The organism is Paludisphaera sp., from assembly GCF_037189885.1.
Lineage (GTDB): Bacteria > Planctomycetota > Planctomycetia > Isosphaerales > Isosphaeraceae > Paludisphaera.
In genome coordinates this window covers 17,209-36,779 of sequence record NZ_JBBCIR010000061.1, presented here as the reverse complement: position 1 = coordinate 36,779, position 19,571 = coordinate 17,209, and the positions used below count along the sequence as shown (strand labels likewise).

Genomic DNA, 19,571 nt, shown 5'->3' with positions numbered 1-19,571 from the left:
GGCGGCGGCTACGGCGGCGGCGGTGGTGGCTACGGCGGCGGTGGCGGCGGCTACGGCGGCGGCGGTGGTGGCTACGGCGGCGGCCGTGGCGGCGACCGGCGCGGCGGCGGCGGCGGTTACGACCGCGGCGGCTACTGATCGTCGACCTCGACGACCCTGAGAAACAACGAAGCCCCGCGGCCGTCGGATGACGGCCGCGGGGCTTTCTCTTTTCCCTTCCCTACTCCCCCCACCGACGAGCCGGGGGCGGGGTGCGACGCCAGGGCCTCAGGCGTCGGGCTTCGGCCGGGCGACGGCCAGGGGCCGCAGCACGGCGAGCATGGTGTTCAGGTGGGCCAGGCGCGGGCCGAAACGGTCGACGAAGTCGCTGAGCGCGAAGTCGGCGTCCACGAGGTTGTCGTGGTGCTCCTCGACGTACTCGGCCATTTCGCCGAGCAGCGCCGCGTGGACCTGCTCCAGGCGGCCGAGGGTCTCCCGGCTAACGTCCAGCATGCCCTTATGGCCGTTCTGCCACCGTTCCAGCTCGGCCGACTGCCGCGCCCGCTGCTCGCGGTTGACCTGGACGATCTCGCGGGTCAGCTCCAACTCCTGGCGGCTGATCTCCAGGCTCTGCCGAAGCGCGTCGAGCGTCTGGTTCTGGAGGTTGACCAGGTGGTGCAGCAGCACGACCGGATCGTTGGAGCCTGGGGGCGGGGCGGAGGGGCCCTGGCCGGTCGGCGAGACTTCCATGCGGTACGTCCAGGACGCCGAGGATGGGTTCTCGGGGGCAGACACTCCGACCTCCTTCGCTGACGGACTGGCGGGGACAGACGGATGGGGCGCTCGCCGAGGGATTCGCCCGGGCTCGATTGGCTCCGGGCGCGGAGAGACTTTTCAGTATATTCGACGAAGCTCGCCGGGTATAGGCGACCTCCCGACCGGGCATCCCCTTTCGCCCCCCCGGGCGTTACGCCCCTCCTCGCCGAACGTCGCGGCCCGGAATACTTTCCAGATACCTGAAATCTCGCCGGTCCCGCCGCGGAGCATACGGGTGGTGGATGTCGGTGTTCCTTGGCAATCCGGAAGCAGTCGAGGATCGCGGGACGACTGGCTCCCGCGGCTGATCACCTTTGCCACAAGAGCAAGGTGCTCCCAGCCCGTTCTCGCGCCTCTCACCCCGGGAGAGGGCGGCCGCGTCAGCGGCGGGAGGGGTCGTCGGAGCGCGGAGACGCCGTCGGGGCGGGCCGCAATGCACCGCCGCTATCTCTATCATCCGATGACCCTCACTCGGCCCTCCGGGCCACCCACTCCCGGCGGGAGAGGGGACGCGCACAGGCGATGTTAGCCGGGGGGGCGGAACGAGAAAACCACTTCGAAATCGACGAACGAAGCCAACTTGATTTGGACGCAAATCCATTGGCTGTAACGGCTTGGCCGCATCGGGGGCGAGGGGGTGGCGCGCGAACGAAGCCAACTCGCGCGGGTCAGAGCGCGAGGTCGTCGTCCTCGTCGTGGTCATGGTCATGACCGTCGATCGCGTGATGGAAGGCGTCCGGCAGCGCGTCGACGATGTCGCCGGCGATGAGGCCGATCTCGCCGGAGTGGTCTCGGGCGATGTCCCCGGCGATCCCGTGGACGTAGACGGCGAGCTGGGCGGCCTCGAACGCCGGCAGCTTCTGGCCGAGCATCGCGGCGACGATCCCGGTCAGCACGTCCCCCGCGCCGCCGGTCGCCATGCCCGGGTTCCCGGTCGAGTTGACATAGACCCGCTCGCCATCCGTCACCAGCGTCCCGTTCCCCTTGAGCGCGATCACCAGGTTCGGGTTCCGGGCGGCGAAGGCCGAGGCCCGCGCCTCGCGCTCGGCCTGGACCTGCGCGGCCGTCGCGCCGGTCAGCCGGCCGAACTCGCCGGGGTGCGGCGTCGCGACGGCCGGTTGCGAGAGGCGATCGACCAGCGTCACGTCCCTCGCCAGGACGTTCAGGGCGTCGGCGTCCAGGACCAGCGGCTTGCCGGACGACTCGACCGCCCAGCGGACGAGTTCCAGGATTCCGTCCGACTGGCCGAGCCCCGGGCCGATCGCCAGCACGTCGGCCTGATCCGCCAGCTTCTCCAGAGCGGGGCGCGCGGCGGGGAAGTCGACCACGCCGTCAACGTCGCAGGCCAGCGGATACGTCATGTAGCAGGGTTCGAACGAGGCGACGGTCGGCTGGATTTCGGCCGCGCAAGCGACGCGCACCAGCCCCGCCCCGGAGCGCAGGGCGGACGCCCCCGAGAGCGCCGCGGCGCCGGCCATGCCCCGGCCCCCGGCGATGACCAGGACGGAGCCGTAGTCCCCCTTGTGGCCGTCGGGCGAGCGGGCGGGGAGCGAGGGGATCGATTCGATGCGTCGGAGAGCCATGATCGGGGATCCTTAGCCGGGGGTCTCGCCGCCCTCGCCGCGCGCCAGCCCGGCGCGTCGGGCGATGAGCCCGGCGACGTGCCCGCCGTTGAACCCGGCGTCGATGTTCACGACCACCACGTTCGAGGCGCAGCTGTTGAGCATGCCCAGCAGCGCCGCCAGGCCGTGGAAGCTGGCGCCGTAGCCGATGCTGGTTGGGACGGCGATCACCGGGCAGGCGGTCAGCCCGCCGACGACGCTCGGCAGCGCCCCCTCCATCCCGGCCGCGACGACGACGGCGTCGGCCTCGGCGAGCCGGTCGAGCTGGTTCAGCAGGCGGTGGATGCCGGCCACGCCGACGTCGGCCAGCAACGTTACGTCGCAGTTCCAGGCCTCGGCCGTGACGCGGGCCTCCTCGGCGACGGGGAGGTCGCTGGTCCCCGCGGTGACGACGACGACCCGACCCACCTTCGGCCCCGTCGCCTCGGGCCCGGGCTGTCGGAACGTCCGGGCCACCGGGTTGTGCTCCCCGCCGGGGAAGGCGCCCTTCAGCCGATCGACGATGCTCGGGTCGACGCGCGTCACCAGGCAGCCCTGGCCATGATCGAGCAGCTTGCCGACGATGGCCTCGATCTGCTCGCCCGTCTTGCCCAGGCCGAAGACGACCTCGGGGAAGCCGCAGCGGTCGCGACGATGCAGGTCGACGTGCGCGAAGCCGCCGGTGTCGGCGAAGCCCTGGTGGGCCTCCATCTCCTTCGCGGCGGCGTCGGGCGTGATCGCTCCGGAGGCCAGCGCTTCGAACAGTCGCGCGAGATGCCGTGGGATCATGGGCGGGAATCCAGCGGGGGGACGACGGGTCTCGAACAACCGTAGCCGACCCGCGCCGAATCCGCAACCGGGCGACGCCGCGTCGCTCAGGCGGCCCCGCGGTCCCGCGACTTCCGCCAATGGGCGCGGACGCCTAGCCCGACCGCCCCGGCGGCCAGCCACAGGAGCGACGGCTCCGGGACCGGCGTCATGGGCTCAAGGCCCGGCGGCGTGAGGATGTAGAACTCCTCCCGCGGGGAATCAGGATCCGTGTAGTCCCTCCTGGGGGTCGCCACGAGGAGGATGTCGCCCCGGGCGCTGAACCCATCGACGCCGAAGCGGTCGTACCGCCCCCAGAGTTCGGGATCCACCAGGTCGCGCACGTCGGTCCGGGTGCCGGTCTTCAGGTCGAACAACAGTAGTTCTCGCGTGTATCCGGCGTAGATGAGGTTGGTCTGGAGCAAAAGCTGGTCGGCCGGGTTCAGGAAGGAGTTCGTCACCTCGTTGGCCTCGGTGACGAGCTTATGGAACTCGGTATATTTGCCGTTCGCGTCGGGCGTGGTGTATCCGAAGTTGACGCTGGACCACGGCATGCCGCGGGAGCCTCCATTGGCGACTCTGCCGACGACCATGCCGGTCGCGTCGTTGATGAGCCGCCCTTCCATCTGATAGGTCGGCGGGTTCGGATCGCCCGCCCCTCGCCAGGCTGTAACCTTCGGCAAGTCCAGGCTCGCGGCGTCTTGCAGATCGAAGCTTCGAGTCCCGGAGTCAAAGGAGTAAGCGTCACCCGTCGCGTTATTGTAAGCCATGCGGGTCGGGTACTGCTGGACCGTGACGTCGCTCCCATTGCCTAGGTATGTGGCCGTGTAGTATGGGGCGGCGGTGGCGTCCTCGCCACCCGCCGAGATGACCGACACGATCGCGGCCCAGAACATCCCACGGCTGACGCGACGCACCATGACGGCTCCTCCTGAGCTACCGCCGCCGAGAATCGTGGCGGATTCGGCGCGATCATGCACGGATGGCACGTTCCGGTCAATCGCGAATCCTTCGGCTCTGGCGTCTCCTCCTCGGCCGATCATTCAAGCAATGTCGCTTGCGGAAAATCGTTAAATCCTCAAAACTCGCGACGCCGGCGTCGAATGACGACGGTACACTCACGATACGAGTGAACAGACGGGGAGGCCGACCTCGCGTCGGAGGCGGCGAGGCCGTAAAGTCATCGTATGCTGTCCCTTCGCGATCCATGACGGATCGTGGCCCACGCCTTCAAACGAGGCCCGCGATGGCGAGCAATCTGCGCGATGAGTTGGCGTCGCTCCGGATCGAGCGGAAGAAGACGGCGCGACCCGTCGTCGACCCGGACGCCGCCCGCTCCCCGGCCAAGTCACCCGCCCCGGCCCAGGTCGCCTCCGAGGCCCACTCGCCGAGGGGGGCCTATCGTCGTCGCAAGGGGCTCGGCCTGCGCCTGCTCTCCTTGCTCATCTGGCTGATCCCGCTGGGGATCGCGGGGGGGGCGGGGTTCGTGGCGTACCGCCAGTACGACGCGGTCCGGTCCAAGCCGGAGGTGATGATCGGGGTCGTCCAGGAGATGACGCTCGGCGAGGCCGAGAAGCTCCTCAGCGCCAAGGGCTACCTCAAGTCGCGCTACCAGGCGATGATCGGCACCCGGATCGCGGGCCGGGTCCAGGAGATGCGGGTCGAGGAGCGGGCGAAGGTCCAGAAGGGGGAGATCCTCGCCGTCATCGAGCACCACGACATGGACGCCATGCTCCTCCAGCGCAAGGCGAGCCTGGCGAAGGCCGAGGCCGAGCTGGAGGAGGCGAAGGTCGACCTGTGGGACAAGGAACGCCAGGAGCAGCGGCTCTCCCGCCTGCTGGAACGCCAGATGGTCCCCCAGGAGGAGTACGACAAGGCGCTGGCCGCGCGCCGGGCGGCCGCCGCCCGGATCGTCGCGACCGAGGCCTCGATCCAGATAACGAAGTCGAACATCCAGGAGATCGAGGCCACGATCAAGCACCAGATGTTCCTCTACGCCCCTTTCGACGGCACCGTGGTCGAGAAGCAGGGAGAGGTCGGCGAGATCATCAGCCCGATGGCGATGAGCTCATCGCTGGGCCGGTCCGCCGTCGTGACGATCGCCGATTTATCGAGTATGGACGTGGAGGCCGACATCCCCGAGGAGCAGATGTATCGGGTAAGCGTGGGCCAGCCGGCGGAGATCTCCGTCACGGCCGTCCCCAGCAAGCGCTACCGCGGCCGGCTGCGTCAGGTCCTGCCGATGGGCGATCGCACCCGCGCGACGGTCAAGGTGAAGGTTGAAATCCTCGACCCCGACGAGAAGCTGTTCCCCGAGCTGGCGGCGACGGTCCACTTCCTGCCGGACGAGAAGACCGCCCAGTCGGAGGCCAGCATGGCCTACCTGTACGTCCCCAGCGAGGCCGTCTTCCAGGAGGACGGCCACGACTGCGTCTGGCTGCTCGACCGCGACAACCGCGTCACGCGCCGGCGGATCGAGGTCGCCAACTCCAGCCGGGGCGCGACCCGCGTCGAGTCCGGCCTCCAGGCCGACGACAAGGTCATCCTCACGCCCCCTCGCGGACTCCGCGACGGGGAAATCGTCCGCGAGTCCGTCCGCTGACCGGGCCGAACCGGGGCGCGGGCCGCGATCTTCACCCACGATCGATTCCATTGACGCGAGGTCATGCATGTCAGGGTCCCCTTCGATCGAGCTGCGCGGGGTGGAGAAGGAGTACCGCCGCGACGAGTTCGTGGTCCCGGTGCTCCAGGGGCTGGACCTGACCGTCGGCGAGGGCGAATACCTCGCGCTGATGGGGCCGTCGGGGTCGGGCAAGACGACGCTGCTGAACCTCGTCGCCGGCCTGGACGTCGCCACCCGCGGCGAGGTGATCGTCCACGGCCAGGACCTCGGCGGGCTCACGGAGGCCCAGATCACCCGATGGCGGGCCGACAACGTCGGCTTCATCTTCCAGACCTACAACCTGATCCCGGTCCTCACGGCGGCCGAGAACGTCGAGCTGCCGCTGCTGCTGACGAGCCTGTCGCGCAAGCGGCGCCGGGAGAACGTCGCCACGGCCCTGCGGGTCGTCGGCCTGGAGGGTCGCGAGCACCATTACCCGCGGCAGCTCTCCGGCGGCCAGGAACAGCGCGTGGCGATCGCGCGGGCCATCGTCACCGACCCGTTCCTGCTCGTGGCCGACGAGCCCACCGGCGACCTCGACCGCAACACGGCCGACGAGATCCTGGAGCTGCTGGAGCAGCTCAACCGCGAGTTCGAGAAGACCATCGTCATGGTGACGCACGACCCGCTGGCCGCGCGCCGGGCCGGCCGGGTCCTGCACATGGACAAGGGTCGTCTCGTCGACGACGTGATCAACGAGCCTCCCGTCACGGCGGCCCCCTGACATGAAATACCTCACCTACGTGTTCCGCAACGCCCGGCGGAACCCCGTCCGCACCGGGCTGACGGTGGCGTCCATCGCCATCTCGATGTTCCTGATGATGATCCTCACCTCGTTCTTCGCCGCCATGCAAGAGGCGAACAGCGCGACGAAGCAGTACAACCGGATCATCGTGATGAACGCCAACGGCTTCGCCGGGCAGATGCCGATCGCCCGGGTGCGCCAGGTCGCCGCGATGGACGGCGTGCGGGCCGCGACGCCGTTCTCGTGGTACGGCGGCAAATATCAGAACAAGCGCGTCCTGTTCGCGCAATTCGCCGTCGACGCCGACACGGTCTTCGACACGCTCGACGAGTACAAGGTCCCGGACGACCAACTCGCCGCGTTCAAGGCCGACAAGGCCGGCGCGGTCATCGGCCCGAAGCTCGCCCGCGAGTACGACCTCAAGATCGGCGACGAGATGCCCCTCCAGGGGGACATCTATCCCGTCGACCTGAAGCTCAACATCCGGGGGATCTACGAGTCCCCCCGCAACACCGACCAGCGCATGGTGCTGTTCCATCACTCCTACCTGGACGACCAGCTCCGGCAGCTTGGCTCGGCGTCGTCCGGTTCGTCCCCCACGCGGCCGGCCACCGGCGCCGGGAACGCCGGGATCATCTTCGTGAAGTGCGACGACGCGACCTCGACGGCCGCTCTCTGCAAGGCGATCGACGACGAGTACCGCAGCACCGACTTCCCCACCCGGACGCAGACCGAGGAGGCCTTCGGCCAGATGTTCTCGGAGATGATGGGGGGGCTGAAGGACACCGTGTTCTGGATCGGCTGCGCGGTGGTGGTGTCGCTGCTGTTCGTCGCCGGCAACGCGATGGCGATGGCCATGCGCGAGCGGACGACGGAGGTGGCCGTGCTGAAGGCGATCGGCTTCAACAAGGGGCTCGTCCTGACCCTGGTCCTGGCCGAGGCCGTCCTGGTGGCCGGGCTGGGCGGGGCGCTGGGGACGCTGGGGAGCAAGGCGCTGTTCGACGTGGTGGACATCTCGCCGTTCACCGGCGGGTTCCTGCCGTTCTTCTACGTCCCCTGGAGCGTGGCCCTCATTGGGCTGGGGGTCTCGCTGTTCGTGGGGTTCGCCAGCGGGGTCGTGCCGGCGGCGCTGGCCGCCAATTCGTCCGTCATCAACGGTCTCCGCAAGGTCGTCTGAGGTCGCCCATGATCCCGTTCAAGTACAACGTCCGCAACCTCCGCGTGCGCTGGAAGACGACCCTGATGACGGTCCTGGGGACCGCGCTACTGGTCGCGTCGTCGTGCATCCTGTTCGGCCTGGTGGAGGGGCTGGAGCACAGCCTGAAGGTCTCCGGCGACCCGCTCGACCTGATCGTCCTGCGGAAGGGGGCGACGGCCGAGACGACCGGCGGCTTCGAGTCGAAGAAGGCCGACGAGCTGATGACGCTCGGCGGCATCCTCCGCGACGCCGACGGCCCGGTCGCCGCGAAGGAGCTGCTGAACATCGCGGTGGCCGAGCGGAACTCGGGCACCTACAACAACCTGATCATCCGAGGGGTGGAGCCGGCCTCGCGGAAGCTGCGCCCGGATTTCAAGATCGTCGCCGGCCGGGACTTCGAGCCGGGCAAGGGGGAGTGCATCGTCCCGCCGAGCGCCGCCCGGATGTACAAGGGGGCGCGGATCGGCGGGCAGCTCGCCTTCGGCGAGAAGGAGAAGTACCTCGTCGTCGGCCTCTTCACCGCCGGCGGCAGCCAGGCCGAGAGCGAGGTCTGGGCCGACCTGAAGGACGTGGAGCGCAACACCGGCCGCGAGGGGTCCGTGTCGTGCGCGCAGCTCCGCGCCTCGGGACCGGCGGAGTTCGACCAGCTCCGCAAGGAGATCGAGGACGGGGCGCAGTTCCTCCTGGACGCGCATCCGGAGTCCCGCTACTTCGAGAGCCAGGCCGACACCAGCACGTTCTTCAAGGCGGCCGGGACGCTGATCGCGATCCTGCTGACCTTCGGCGCGATGTTCGCCGCGGCCAACACGATGTTCTCGGCCGTGAAGTCGCGGACCCGCGAGATCGGCACGATGCGGGCGCTGGGGTTCTCGCGCGGCGACGTGCTGATGTCGTTCCTCGGCGAGTCGGTGCTGCTCTCGCTGCTCGGCGGCGGGCTCGGCCTGCTGGCGACGATCCCGATGAGCCTGATCTCGATCGAGACCATGAACACCAGCACGTTCGCCTCGGTGAACATCAACTTCCGCTTCGGCCCGTTGGTGATGGGCGTCGCGCTGATCATGACCCTGGTGATGGGCGTGTTCGGCGGCATGCTCCCCGCCCTCCGCGCCGTGCGGATGGAGGTGGTCTCGGCCCTGCGGGAGCTTTGAGCGCGACGCGCCGAGCCGGCCCGAATTCGTCCCAATGATCAGGGCCGGCCGCGCCACGAAAGGAGAGGGCCTTCGGCCCCAAGTATCTCCCCTCCCCCGCCGGGAGAGGGCGGCCGCGCCAGCGGCGGCTGAGTGCCGGCGCGCTTCGGGAATCGCGCCGGCCGTGCATGAGATGAGCCGGCGCCATCTCCGAAATCCGACGACCCCCGCCCGGCCCGTCGGGCCACCCTCTCCCGACGGGAGAGGGGGCGCGCGTTTCGCGCTCGGGGGAGTCGTTTCGCGATCAGCCGCGGCCGTGGAAGCGGACGTCCTCGATCATGTCGGCCTGGGCGTGCTCGACGAAGTGCCAGGAGCACTCGTTGGAGACGATTTGCAGGAGCTTGCTCTTGAACGTGGGCTCGCCGACGCCGGAGTCCATCGGGATCGGGCCGCGGCGGGGGAATTCGGTCTCGCAGTAGTCGTCGTAGATCGCCTCCGACTCCTTCTCCTGGTCCGTCATCGGCTTCCCCTTGCTGTTGGTGGGGTGCTTCAGCTCGAACGCCTGGATGTGGACCTTGGACGACCCCTGCAAAACGTTCAGGTCGCCGGGGTGCCGGGTGCGGAACTGCTCGACCTCCAGGACGATCACGACGTCGGCCTCGAAGTCGCGCGCGGCCTGGGTCGGGTCGGTCCAGTTGGGATGGCCCTGGATCCAGTCGGAGACCTTCTCGGGGTCGACGACGGTGATCTTCTTGTGCTTGCGCAGGTTCTTGACGAACTGCCGGCTCAGGTCGCGTTCCAGGCCGGGGAACTGGGCCAGCGTGGCCGAGTCGGCGGCGGACAGGACGACGACCTTCTTGTTCTTCAGCGACGGCCCCGGCGCGGGGATGGTCGACTCGTAGGGCTGGAGGAAATAGAAGAGCGTGCGGGGGTCGCAGCCCGTCGTGGTCAGGAGCAGGCCGACGGCCAGGGCCGCCGGGGCGAGACGTCGCATCCTCGTCATATTCCGGGGGAACATCCTTGGCCCCCTCCTTCCTTGGTTCGGGCGCGGCTCGACTCGGCCGGGGCCGGCGTCGCGCCGACGTGAAATCGCATCGTCCAGGATGCGGGCCCCGCCGCAACCACCATGACCACGCCCCCGACCGCCGGCGCGGCGAGCGTCCTTCGGACCAGCCGCGAGGAGGGGTCGATTCGGAGCGGGCGGATTCGACGCGGGAGATCCGGGACGGCTCGTCGTGACGCCGGCCCTCGGATCGTGGGCTCTCGTGAAATGCGGCGGCAGCGTACCCGGAAGGGGGAGCGCGGGCAAGCCCGGATCAGAGGACCTTCACCCAGGATTCGGCCTCGTCCATGGCCGCGTTCATGCGCCGCTCGATCTCGGCCCGGCCGGCCTCGAGGGCGTCGCGGTCGGCGTCCGGGGGGATGAAGACGGGCTTCGGGGCCACGGCGGCGGCCTTGCTGTAGGGCTTGGGGACGCAGAAGCGGTCCCAACTGTTCGCCCGCCAGCAGTCCTTGAACGCCATGCCGGCGCAGACGACCGGCAGTCCCGTCCTGCTGGCGAGGAACGCGACCCCCTGGTGGACGCGCCGACGCGGGCCGCGGGGGCCGTCGGGCGTGACGCAGAGGTTGCCGTCGCGGATGCCCGTGGTCATCTCGCGGAGCGCGCGGGCGCCGTTGCGCGAGGTCGACCCGCGCACCACGCCGAACCCCAGGCGCTTGACGACCTGGGTGATCATCTCGCCGTCGCGGTGGTCGCTGATCAGGATGTTCATGCTCGGCCAGTTCCAGTAGTAGGCCGGGAACAGCATGACCTCGTGGAAGAAGGCGTAGATGTAGCGTTGGCCCATCCGCCGGGCGACCTCCGGGTCGACGGCCGGATCCTCGTAGCGGAAGTGGAAGTCCCAGGTCTTCCCCAGCGAGCGGACCAGCCGCGAGCCGACGCGGCCGATCGTCGCGATGAGCAGCGGGTGCTGGATCTTCACGGCTCCCCTCCCTGGAAGTGGGTTGTCGAGGCGGACACCGGCGGCAAGGTACGCGAAACCGGGGAACCGGGCCAGCCCAGGCGGCGCGGGCGCGGGGGACGGCCGCCCGGTCGTCGCGCGTGGCCGTTAGATGTGCGGCTCGCGCCGGGGGATCCCCCGGCTCATTCGAAAGACGTGGCCGTCGGGATGACGGACGTGCATCTCCCGCACGCCCCACGGCATGTCGGCCGGCGGGGAGGAGACTTCGATCCCCCGCGCGACGCAGCGACGATGGATGGCGTCGACGTCGTCCACCCAGATCGACGCCCAGACGCCCTTGTCGGCCGTCTGGTCCCCCCCTTCGCCGTAGGTCGGCGCCCCTCCGCCATGCCCGCGCCCGCCCTGGGCCCCGAGGCAGAGGAAGATCTCGCACTCTCCGGAGCCGACGGCCCCGAACGTCGCGGGCTCTCCCCAGCCCCAAAGCTTCGCCCAGCCCAGCTTCTCGAACCAGGCGAAGCTCGCCGCGAGGTCCGAGACGTTCAGGATCGGCGTGATTGCCCTCGCATACATGGTCAGTCCTCCGGCACGGCATCGATCGAACGGTCGGGAGTTCGGCAGATGATTCAAGGGGCCGCCGCGTTCGCGTGGGACGACTCGGCTTCAGGCGCGCTCGCCTCGACGGGCCAGGGCGTCGGCGGCGGCGAAGACGAGGATGACCAGCCCCGTGACGAACGTACGGTATTCCTCCGGGAAGCCGCTCATCGTGATCTGGGTACGCAATGCCTGGAGCAGCAGGCAGCCGGCCGCCGCCCCCAGGACGCTCCCCCGCCCCCCCTGGAGCGAAACGCCGCCGACGACGCAGGCGGCGATGGAATCCAGCTCATACCCCGTCGCGGTGTCGGACTTCGCGACGCGCAACCAGCCCAGCAGGAGGATCGCCGCCAGCCCCGACGCCAGGCCGCTGATGGCGAACGTCCACGTCCGCAGTCGGGTCGTCCGCACGCCGGCCAGCCGGGCGGCCTCGGCGTTCCCCCCCAGCGCGTAGACGTGTTGGCCGAATACCGTGCGCCTGAGGACGATCCACGCCACCAGCGCGGCGACCGCGAAGACCACCCCGCGATACGAGATGAACGTGTCCCCCAGCCGGAACCCGGAGTCGACCGCCTGGAAGACCCGCACCCCGGGGATCGGTCGCCCCTCCAGCGCGATGAACGCGGCCCCCCGGAAGATCAGCAGCGTGCTCAATGTCGTGACGAACGGGTTCGTCTTCACGACCGAGACGAAGAACCCGTTGATCGACCCCAGCAGCAGCCCGACCAGCAGCGCCGCGGCGACGCAGGACGCGGGATCCCAGCCCTCCTGCGAGAGCCGGCCGACCGTCGCCGCGGTCAGGGCGAGCATCGCCCCCTGGGACAGGTCGAACCCGCCGCCGATCAGCACGAACGCCTGGCCGATCGCCAGCACCCCCACGATGCTCGCCTGGGTCAGGATGCTGGCGAGGGTGCCGGGCGTGAAGAACCGTTCCGTCCTCATCATCAGCGCGAGAGCGCCGACGATCAGGAGGATCTGCGGGAGTCGGCCGACGATCGTTCGAAGCGGGCGAGGCATGACGGGGTCCCTGACTCTCTCGTGCGATCCACGCGGGGCCTTCGGCCGGGCGTTCCACCCCACCAGACTACGGCCATCGCCCGCCCCGGAACAGAGAGACACGGCGAGAGCCCCCATCGGCGTTCGCGGGCGAAATGCCGGGATGGGCATGCCGCGTGCCCCGATCCGTCACCCGTCGCGAGGTCCGTACGATTATCCAGGGCCCATTCCATGTCGCGAACGGCTCCACGAAGGCCCGATCAGACCCCCGGCTCGTCCCGGGAGGCGGGCCGTTCCGGCCTGGCGCGTCGACTGGCGACGACGGCGCTCCACGGGGTCGCCCTGTTCGCGACCCTCGTCGGCGGGGCGTGGGTCATCTGGACGTTCCAGCCGTTCGGGCATCGCGATCGGGTCGTCACGGCGGCGTGCTCGCTCCTCGCCGGGCTCGCGTGGGGTCTCCGGTTGCGCGGCGGCCCGCCGGCCCGGCGGCGAGTCCCGCGCTGGCTGCCCTGGGTCGTCATCGGCGAGCTGATCGTCTGGGCCGGGCTCATCGCCTGGTCGATCGTCAGCCCGGGGGGGCCGATTCCCTCGCCGAAGGCGGACCCGGGCGACGTCCGCGTCCTGACCTGGAACATCCTCCATGGCAAGGACGCGGGGCCGCCGTGGGTCCGTCGGGGGTGGCCGGCTCGCAAGCATCCCCTGGGCACGGCGCTGAGAGCTGCCGGGCCCGACATCCTGGGCGTGCAGGAGGCCCTGATCGGGCAGTTGGAGTTCATCGACGCCGTCCTCCCCCGCCATCGCCGCGTCGGCGTGGGACGGGACGACGGCCGATCGGGGGGCGAGCACTGCGCCATCTACTATGACGCCGACCGGTTCGACCTCCTCGACGGCGGGACGTTCTGGCTGGATGAGCCCGCCGACGCCCCCCCCCGCGATCTGGACCCGCTCCCCAAGAGGACCTGCTCGTGGGCGCGGCTGCGCGACCGTCGCGGCGGCCGCGCCCTCCGCGTCTACAACACCCACTGGTATCTCACCGAGGGCCCCCGTCTGCGGGCAGCGCGGATCATGATGGAGCGGGTCTCGTCGGGCGACGCCTCGGACGCCGTGCTGGTCGTCGGCGACTTCAACGCGACCCCCCTCGCCCCGAGCCGCGCGCCTTTCCGCGCGGCCGGGTTGGTCTCGGCCGCCGAACTCGCGGGGGAGCCGGTCGGCCTGCCGACCCACCACTTCTACGGCATCCGCCTCCGGGGGCTCGACGACGTCTACCTGGGGCGGTCCTGGCGGCGGGTCGCGTATCGGATCGTCGACGCGAAGCCGGGCAATATCTTCCCTTCCGACCATTTCGGTATCCTCGTCGACCTGACGGCCGGGCCATGAGCGGCGCGCCCGCGGCCGCGTCGGCGCGGCCGTTGCACCGGTCCCGTCGACGCGACGCCCGCGCCGCGCGTGGCGAGGGCGGGAGGATCAGGGGGGAGCTGGGCATGGGCTCGATGGATCTAAGCGCGATCTTCTTCACGGCGCTCGGCGTCTACGGCGTCGCGGCGAGCGTCTTCATGATCGCGGAGAATCGGCGGCCCCAGGCGACCCTGGCGTGGGTCCTGGTCTTCATCTCCGCCCCCGGGATCGGCCTGATCATCTACATCCTCTTCGGCAGGGGGCGGAAGGCCTTCAGCAGGGAGAGCAAGCTCCTCCACCAGGAATTGGAGCACGATGCACTGCCGATCATGTCGCCCTGGCGGTCGCGGCAGGACGCCGAGATCGCGCGAGTGGTGGCCGACCTCGGCGTCGACCGGCGGTTGATGATGCTCGTCAGGCGCAACTCCGATTCCTCCCTGACGAGCCGCAACCGCGTGGAGATCCTGCAAGACGCCGCCGAGTTCTATCCACGGCTGATCGAGGACATGAAGGCGGCGCGCCATTCGATCCATCACCAGTACTACATCTGGCGATCGGACGAGTTCTGCCAGGCCCTGAAGGAGATCATGATCGAGAGGGCCAGGGAGGGGGTCCAGGTCCGGGTGCTGTACGACCCGTTGGGCTCGAATTCCATGAGCCGCGCCTACGTCCGGGAGCTGCGGGCCGCCGGGGTCCGCGTGGCGCCGACCTCTCCCCTCTACCGGCTGCACACGATCGGCTACCGCAACCATCGGAAGATCTCCGTGATCGACGGCGCGATCGCCTACACCGGCGGCATGAACATCGGCCAGGAGCACATCGACGGCGGCGAGGGCTTCCACCGCTGGCGCGACACCCAGTCGCGCATCGTCGGGGAGGCCGCGTCGGTGTTGCAATCGGTGTTCATCATCGATTGGTACAACGCCGTCCGCGAGAACCTGTTCTCCGCCGCTTATTTCCCGGAGGCCCCCGCGGGCGGCGACGTGCCGGTCCAGATCCTGACGTCCGGGCCCGACTCGCAGTGGGCGGCGATCCGGCAGCTCTACGTCGGCATGATCGCCTCGGCGAAGCGCCGCGTGACGATCCAGTCGCCGTTCTTCATCCCCGACCCGACCATCTCCGAGGCGATGAAGCTGGCGGCCCTCTCCGGGATCGACGTCCGGTTGATGCTGAGCGGGCAGGCGTCCGGCAACCGGCTCCCCAACTGGGCGGGGAACACCTTCCTCCCGGACCTCGCGGGCGCGGGCGTTCGGGTCCTCCTCTACCAGGGGGGCTATCTCCACGCCAAGACGATCAGCGTCGACGGCGAGGTCTGCTCGATCGGCTCGGCGAACATCGACATCCGCAGCTTCAGCATCAACTACGAGCTGAACGCCGTGTTCTACGACCCCCGACTCGCCGGGCGCCTGGAGCGCGACTTCGAGCGCGACCTCGCCCGCTGCGCGGAGTTCGACCCCGCGGAATACCGCCGCCGCAACGTCGCATTGCGATTCCGGGACTCGCTGGCGAGGCTCGTCTCCCCCCTGCTCTGAGGGCCCGGCGAGGCAGGGTGCCGGCCCCTCAGCCCTCGACCACGGCGGCGACGATGGCGTGCTCGGTGATGTCGGGAGGCTTCAAATCCCGCGCGACCATCCCCCCGCGCACGATGAGGCAGCGGTCGGCGAGGCGGGCCATCTCCTGCGCGTCGGACGTGATCAGGAGCACGCAGCGCCCGGATTCCGCCAGGCCGTCGATCCAGCGGTGGATGGCCTCGCGGGTCTTCACGTCGATGCCACGGGTCGGCTCGTTCAGGATGAACAGCTCGGGGTTCCGCGCCGCCCATCGGGCCAGCAGGACCTTCTGCTGATTGCCGCCGGAGAGCGTGAGGACCTTCTGCGACAGGCCGGCCGACGCCACCTCGAACCGCTCGGACCACTCGCGCGCCATCCCCTTCTGGGCGCCTCGCGGGAGCCAGCCGGCGCGGGCGAGGTCGGGGTAGCTGGCGAGCGTCAGGTTCTCCAGCACGCCCTGCGGCGGGATCAGGCCCTGGCCGCGACGGTCGGCCGGGACCATCGCGACGCCCAGGCGGGCGGCCTCGGCGGGGTGCCCGGGGCGGTAGGGCCGGCCGTCCCAGACGACGTCGCCGCCGGTCGGCCGGGCGGCGCCGAACAGGAGCGGGGCCACGTCCTCGTGCCCCGCGCCGGCGAGACCGGTCAGCCCCACGACCTCGCCGGGGGCGACCTCCAGGTCGAGCCCGCGCAGCGAGCCGCCGGCCAGCCCCCGGACCTGCAACCGCGCGGGGCCGGTCGCCTCCCGCGCCGGGCGGTCGCGGACGTCGACCGCCTCGCCGACCATGTGGGCGACGACCTCGGCGAGCGAGGTCTCCGTCGCCGGCCACGAGCCCACCCTGGCGCCGTCGCGCAGCACCGTGATCCGGTCGGCCAGCGCGAAGACCTCGTCGAGGTGGTGCGAGACGTAGAGGATGGCGATCCCCCGCGCGCGGAGATCCCGGAGGATGTCGAACAGCCGGTCGGCCTCGGCGCGTGAGAGGGCGGCGGTCGGCTCGTCCAGGACCAGGACGCGGACGTCCCGCCCGAGGGCCCGGGCGATCTCCACCTGCTGCCTCGCCCCGATCGGCAGCGAGCCGACGCGGGCGTTCGGGTCGATCGCGAAGCCCAGCTCGTCCAGCTTCCTCCGCGCCGACGCGGCCATCGCGCCGCGGCGGAGCCAGGGGCCGAACCGGGGCTCGTCCCCGAGCGCGAGGTTCTCGGCCACGGTCATCGCGTCGACGACGGCCAGTTCCTGGTGGATGACCGCGATCCCGCGCGCGAGGGCCCCGGCCGGGCCGGCGAACCGCGCGGGGCGGCCGTCGATCGCGATCGTCCCGGAATCTGGCCGCTGGGCGCCGCCGAGCATCTGGATCAGCGTGCTCTTGCCCGCGCCGTTCTCGCCGCAGAGGGCGTGGATCTCGCCGCCGCGCAGCTCCAGGTCGACCCCCTTCAGCGCGCGCGTCCCCGAGAACGACTTCGTGAGGCCGCTCAGGGCGACGACGGCGGGGGGGGCGGTTGCCTGGCTCATGGGCGGCGGCGAGGGGGCTGGTCGGGGGTGGCGGCGGCGGGTTCGTCGGCCTTTTTCGGCCGCTTCCGGCCGGAGGGAGGGGACGCCGGCTGCGGCTCTCGGGGCTTCGCCGGCCGATCCTCGAACAGCCTGGGCAGCACGTCGTCGAGCGTGTCCACGAGGCGAAAGGTCATGTCGGCCTTCACCTCGGGGGGCAGCTCGACGAGGTCCTTCTCGTTGTGTCGCGGCAGGAGGATCGTCCTGATGCCGGCCCGACGCGCGGCGAGCACCTTCTCCCGCACGCCGCCGACGGGCAGGACGCGGCCGGTGAGCGTGACCTCGCCGGTCATCGCCAGCTCCTCCTGGATCGGCCGGTCGCGGAACAGGCTGATCAGGGCCGAGGCGATCGCCACGCCGGCCGACGGCCCGTCCTTCGGCACGGCGCCGGCGGGGACGTGGACGTGGACGTCGGTCTTGCCCAGCCGCGTCGGGTCCAGCGCCAGCGCCTTGGCATGGCTGCGGAGGTAGCTCATCGCGGCCTGGGCACTCTCGCGCATCGAGTCGCCCAGCAGGCCGGTGAGGGTCAGCCCCCCCTTGCCGGGCATGCCGGTGGCCTCGATGAACAGGATCTCGCCGCCGGCGGGGGTCCAGGCCAGCCCGGTCGCCACGCCGGGGACGCCGGTTCGGTCGGCCAGCTCGCGATAGAAGCGCGGGGGCCCCAGCAGCTCGGCGATGTGCTCCGGGCCGATGGTCACGGCCTTGCGCCTCCCCTCGGCCCGACGGCGCGCCACCTTGCGGCAGACGGCGGCGATCTCGCGCTCCAGGTTGCGAAGGCCGGCCTCGCGGGTGTACTCGGCGATGATCTTCTTGATCGCCTGATCGGTCACGTCGAGGTCCGCCTCAACCAGCCCGTGGGCCTCCAGCTGCTTCGGGACGATGTACTTCCGCGCGATGAGGGTCTTCTCCTCCTCGCTGTAGCCCGGCAGGTTCAGCACCTCCATCCGGTCCAGCAGCGGCGAGGGGATCGACTCCAGCACGTTCGCCGTGGCGATGAACATCACCTTCGAAAGGTCGAAGTCGACGTCCAGGTAGTGGTCGTGGAACGTCCCGTTCTGCTCCGGGTCCAGCACTTCCAGCAGCGCCGAGGAGGGGTCGCCGCGGAAGTCGTTGCCGAGCTTGTCGACCTCGTCGAGCATGAAGACGGGGTTGTTGGTCTGGGCCTTGCGCATCCCCTGGATGATCCGGCCGGGCATCGCGGCGACGTAGGTCCGGCGGTGGCCGCGGATCTCCGCCTCGTCGTGCACGCCCCCCAGGCTGACGCGCACGAACTCGCGCCCCAGCGCCTTGGCGACGCTCCTGCCCAGCGAGGTCTTCCCCGTCCCCGGCGGCCCGGCGAAGCAGATGATGGGGCCCTTCATGTCGCGCTTCAGCTTGCGCACGGCCAGGTACTCGAGGATCCGCTCCTTGATCTTCTCCAGGTCGTAGTGGTCCTCGTCCAGGATCTTCCGAGCCCGGCGCAGGTCCAGCCGGTCCTTGCTGGACTTCGCCCAGGGGAGGACGGCGATCCAGTCGAGATAGGTGCGGACGATCGAGAACTCCGCCGAGCTGGGGTGCATCGTCGAGAGCCGCTCGATCTCGCGCTCGGCCTCGCGAAGGACGTCCTCGGGCGGGCCGGCCTCCTTGACGCGGGCCCACAGCTCGGCGGCCTCCGGGTTGTCGCCGTCCCCCTCGCCCAGCTCCTCCTGGATGGCCTTGATCTGCTGGCGGAGGAAGTGGTCGCGCTGGGCCTTGGACAGCTCGCTGCCGACCTGCTCCTGGATCCGGGTGGACAGCTCCAGCACGGCCAGCTGCCGCGACAGGAACTGGGCCAGCCGCTCCAGGCGGAGGCGGACGTTCATCTCGCCGAGGAGGATCTGCCGCTCCTCGATCGAGAACGGCAGGCTCGACGCCAGCAGGTCGGCGAACCGCCCCGGCTCGCGGGTGTTCATCGCCGCGACCTGCAGCTCCTCCGGCACCTGCTGCGACTGGTCGACCATCCGCTGGAACAGCCGGTTGACGTGGTGGACCAGGGCGTCGACCTCCACCCCCGGCTCCTCCACCTCCTCCAGCGGCTCCACCTCGGCGATCAGGTAGGGCTCCGTCCGCACCACGTCCACCAGCCGGGCGCGCGTCTGCCCCTGGCAGACGATCCGGGTCGACCCGTCGGGGAACTTCAGCATCTTCAGCACGGTGCCGACGCAGATCGTCGGGTACAGGTCGGCCATCCCCGGGTCGTCCACCTCGGGGTGGAGCTGGCTCGCCAGGCCGACCAGCCGCTCCCCCGCGTACACGTCGTCGACGAGGCGGATCCCGCTCGCCCGGTTCACCACCAGCGGCACGACCGTCTGCGGGAAGACCAGATCCGAGCGCAAGGGGAGCAGCGGCAGCCGGTTCGACCGGACGCCCCCCTCGACCTCCGCCTCCCGTCGCGCCTTCGTCCCCTTCCTTGACGACCCTTTCCTGGTGCGTGATTGCATGAAGACTCGGTCCGTTCTGTCAGTCGGAGGACGTCGGCCGGTCACGCCCCGAAGGGGGCGATCCCGACGGCCGGATGAATTGTGGTGCATCGCCCGCGGAAAAGGAAGAGGGACCCTCGCGGCGGCCGCCCGCCCGCCCGG

At 70.3% G+C, this 19,571-nt stretch carries 16 protein-coding genes; 6 read left to right on the top strand and 10 right to left on the bottom strand.

Annotated elements, in window-relative coordinates; all coding sequences use genetic code 11:
• Window positions 1-267: 267 nt before the first annotated feature.
• The 4 genes from WG209_RS17415 to WG209_RS17400 all read right to left on the bottom strand — a co-directional run bounded on the left by WG209_RS17415 (window position 268) and on the right by WG209_RS17400 (window position 4,123).
• The gene (locus tag WG209_RS17415; protein WP_337176350.1) at window positions 268-774 is read right to left on the bottom strand and encodes a hypothetical protein; all 507 of its coding nucleotides are present in this window, start codon (window positions 772-774) and stop codon (window positions 268-270) included.
• A 689-nt stretch (window positions 775-1,463) separates the two neighbouring features.
• Window positions 1,464-2,378, bottom strand: a complete 915-nt coding sequence (locus WG209_RS17410) for an NAD(P)H-hydrate dehydratase (RefSeq protein WP_337176349.1) — start codon at window positions 2,376-2,378, stop codon at window positions 1,464-1,466.
• A gap of 12 nt (window positions 2,379-2,390) precedes the next feature.
• A complete protein-coding gene (gene larB, locus WG209_RS17405; protein WP_337176348.1) occupies window positions 2,391-3,185 on the bottom strand; it encodes a nickel pincer cofactor biosynthesis protein LarB in 795 nt (264 codons plus the stop codon).
• Between the two features lie 86 nt (window positions 3,186-3,271).
• On the bottom strand, window positions 3,272-4,123 hold the full coding sequence (locus WG209_RS17400) for a hypothetical protein (RefSeq protein WP_337176347.1): 852 nt from the start codon (window positions 4,121-4,123) through the stop codon (window positions 3,272-3,274).
• A gap of 326 nt (window positions 4,124-4,449) precedes the next feature.
• Here WG209_RS17400 and WG209_RS17395 point away from each other — a divergent pair, with 326 nt between their 5' ends.
• The 4 genes from WG209_RS17395 (at window position 4,450) to WG209_RS17380 (ending at window position 8,956) form a co-directional block, all read left to right on the top strand.
• Window positions 4,450-5,805 (top strand): efflux RND transporter periplasmic adaptor subunit, encoded by a 1,356-nt coding sequence (locus WG209_RS17395; RefSeq protein ID WP_337176346.1) that lies wholly within the window; start codon window positions 4,450-4,452, stop codon window positions 5,803-5,805.
• A 67-nt stretch (window positions 5,806-5,872) separates the two neighbouring features.
• Window positions 5,873-6,589, top strand: coding sequence for an ABC transporter ATP-binding protein (locus WG209_RS17390; RefSeq protein ID WP_337176345.1), 717 nt, complete (start codon window positions 5,873-5,875; stop codon window positions 6,587-6,589).
• 1 nt (window position 6,590) lies between these two features.
• Window positions 6,591-7,787, top strand: a complete 1,197-nt coding sequence (locus WG209_RS17385; RefSeq protein WP_337176344.1) for an ABC transporter permease — start codon at window positions 6,591-6,593, stop codon at window positions 7,785-7,787.
• Between the two features lie 8 nt (window positions 7,788-7,795).
• Entirely contained in the window at window positions 7,796-8,956 is a 1,161-nt protein-coding gene (locus tag WG209_RS17380; RefSeq protein ID WP_337176343.1) for an ABC transporter permease, read from the top strand.
• Between the two features lie 283 nt (window positions 8,957-9,239).
• Here WG209_RS17380 and WG209_RS17375 read toward each other — a convergent pair whose 3' ends face one another.
• The 4 genes from WG209_RS17375 to WG209_RS17360 all read right to left on the bottom strand — a co-directional run bounded on the left by WG209_RS17375 (window position 9,240) and on the right by WG209_RS17360 (window position 12,504).
• Window positions 9,240-9,929: a hypothetical protein gene (locus WG209_RS17375; protein ID WP_337176342.1), complete on the bottom strand. Its 690-nt coding sequence runs from the start codon at window positions 9,927-9,929 to the stop codon at window positions 9,240-9,242.
• 322 nt (window positions 9,930-10,251) lie between these two features.
• Complete coding sequence (locus WG209_RS17370) at window positions 10,252-10,917, bottom strand: lysophospholipid acyltransferase family protein (protein ID WP_337176341.1); 666 nt, start codon at window positions 10,915-10,917, stop codon at window positions 10,252-10,254.
• A gap of 126 nt (window positions 10,918-11,043) precedes the next feature.
• Window positions 11,044-11,466, bottom strand: coding sequence for a bleomycin resistance family protein (locus WG209_RS17365; protein WP_337176340.1), 423 nt, complete (start codon window positions 11,464-11,466; stop codon window positions 11,044-11,046).
• Between the two features lie 90 nt (window positions 11,467-11,556).
• Complete coding sequence (locus WG209_RS17360) at window positions 11,557-12,504, bottom strand: ABC transporter permease (protein WP_337176339.1); 948 nt, start codon at window positions 12,502-12,504, stop codon at window positions 11,557-11,559.
• Between the two features lie 210 nt (window positions 12,505-12,714).
• Here WG209_RS17360 and WG209_RS17355 point away from each other — a divergent pair, with 210 nt between their 5' ends.
• Both WG209_RS17355 and cls read left to right on the top strand, forming a co-directional pair.
• Window positions 12,715-13,860 (top strand): endonuclease/exonuclease/phosphatase family protein, encoded by a 1,146-nt coding sequence (locus WG209_RS17355; protein ID WP_337176338.1) that lies wholly within the window; start codon window positions 12,715-12,717, stop codon window positions 13,858-13,860.
• Between the two features lie 104 nt (window positions 13,861-13,964).
• The gene (gene cls, locus WG209_RS17350; RefSeq protein WP_337176337.1) at window positions 13,965-15,410 is read left to right on the top strand and encodes a cardiolipin synthase; all 1,446 of its coding nucleotides are present in this window, start codon (window positions 13,965-13,967) and stop codon (window positions 15,408-15,410) included.
• Window positions 15,411-15,438: 28 nt separating this feature from the next.
• On the opposite strand, the gene WG209_RS17345 is transcribed toward cls, so the two are convergent.
• Entirely contained in the window at window positions 15,439-16,935 is a 1,497-nt protein-coding gene (locus WG209_RS17345) for a sugar ABC transporter ATP-binding protein (protein WP_337176336.1), read from the bottom strand.
• Complete coding sequence (gene lon / locus WG209_RS17340; protein WP_337176335.1) at window positions 16,932-19,430, bottom strand: endopeptidase La; 2,499 nt, start codon at window positions 19,428-19,430, stop codon at window positions 16,932-16,934. Before lon ends, WG209_RS17345 begins: the two co-directional genes overlap by 4 nt.
• Window positions 19,431-19,571: the final 141 nt, after the last annotated feature.

What these genes read in the sequence shown, in the direction of transcription:
- WG209_RS17410 (WP_337176349.1), bottom strand. Translation starts at nt 2,378, where the DNA reads ATGGCTCTCCGACGCATCGAATCGATCCCCTCGCTCCCCGCCCGCTCG.
- larB (WP_337176348.1), bottom strand. Translation starts at nt 3,185, where the DNA reads ATGATCCCACGGCATCTCGCGCGACTGTTCGAAGCGCTGGCCTCCGGA.
- WG209_RS17400 (WP_337176347.1), bottom strand. Translation starts at nt 4,123, where the DNA reads ATGGTGCGTCGCGTCAGCCGTGGGATGTTCTGGGCCGCGATCGTGTCG.
- WG209_RS17395 (WP_337176346.1), top strand. Translation starts at nt 4,450, where the DNA reads ATGGCGAGCAATCTGCGCGATGAGTTGGCGTCGCTCCGGATCGAGCGG.
- WG209_RS17390 (WP_337176345.1), top strand. Translation starts at nt 5,873, where the DNA reads ATGTCAGGGTCCCCTTCGATCGAGCTGCGCGGGGTGGAGAAGGAGTAC.
- WG209_RS17385 (WP_337176344.1), top strand. Translation starts at nt 6,591, where the DNA reads ATGAAATACCTCACCTACGTGTTCCGCAACGCCCGGCGGAACCCCGTC.
- WG209_RS17380 (WP_337176343.1), top strand. Translation starts at nt 7,796, where the DNA reads ATGATCCCGTTCAAGTACAACGTCCGCAACCTCCGCGTGCGCTGGAAG.
- WG209_RS17375 (WP_337176342.1), bottom strand. Translation starts at nt 9,929, where the DNA reads ATGCGACGTCTCGCCCCGGCGGCCCTGGCCGTCGGCCTGCTCCTGACC.
- WG209_RS17365 (WP_337176340.1), bottom strand. Translation starts at nt 11,466, where the DNA reads ATGTATGCGAGGGCAATCACGCCGATCCTGAACGTCTCGGACCTCGCG.
- WG209_RS17360 (WP_337176339.1), bottom strand. Translation starts at nt 12,504, where the DNA reads ATGCCTCGCCCGCTTCGAACGATCGTCGGCCGACTCCCGCAGATCCTC.
- WG209_RS17355 (WP_337176338.1), top strand. Translation starts at nt 12,715, where the DNA reads ATGTCGCGAACGGCTCCACGAAGGCCCGATCAGACCCCCGGCTCGTCC.
- cls (WP_337176337.1), top strand. Translation starts at nt 13,965, where the DNA reads ATGGGCTCGATGGATCTAAGCGCGATCTTCTTCACGGCGCTCGGCGTC.
- WG209_RS17345 (WP_337176336.1), bottom strand. Translation starts at nt 16,935, where the DNA reads ATGAGCCAGGCAACCGCCCCCCCCGCCGTCGTCGCCCTGAGCGGCCTC.
- lon (WP_337176335.1), bottom strand. Translation starts at nt 19,430, where the DNA reads ATGCAATCACGCACCAGGAAAGGGTCGTCAAGGAAGGGGACGAAGGCG.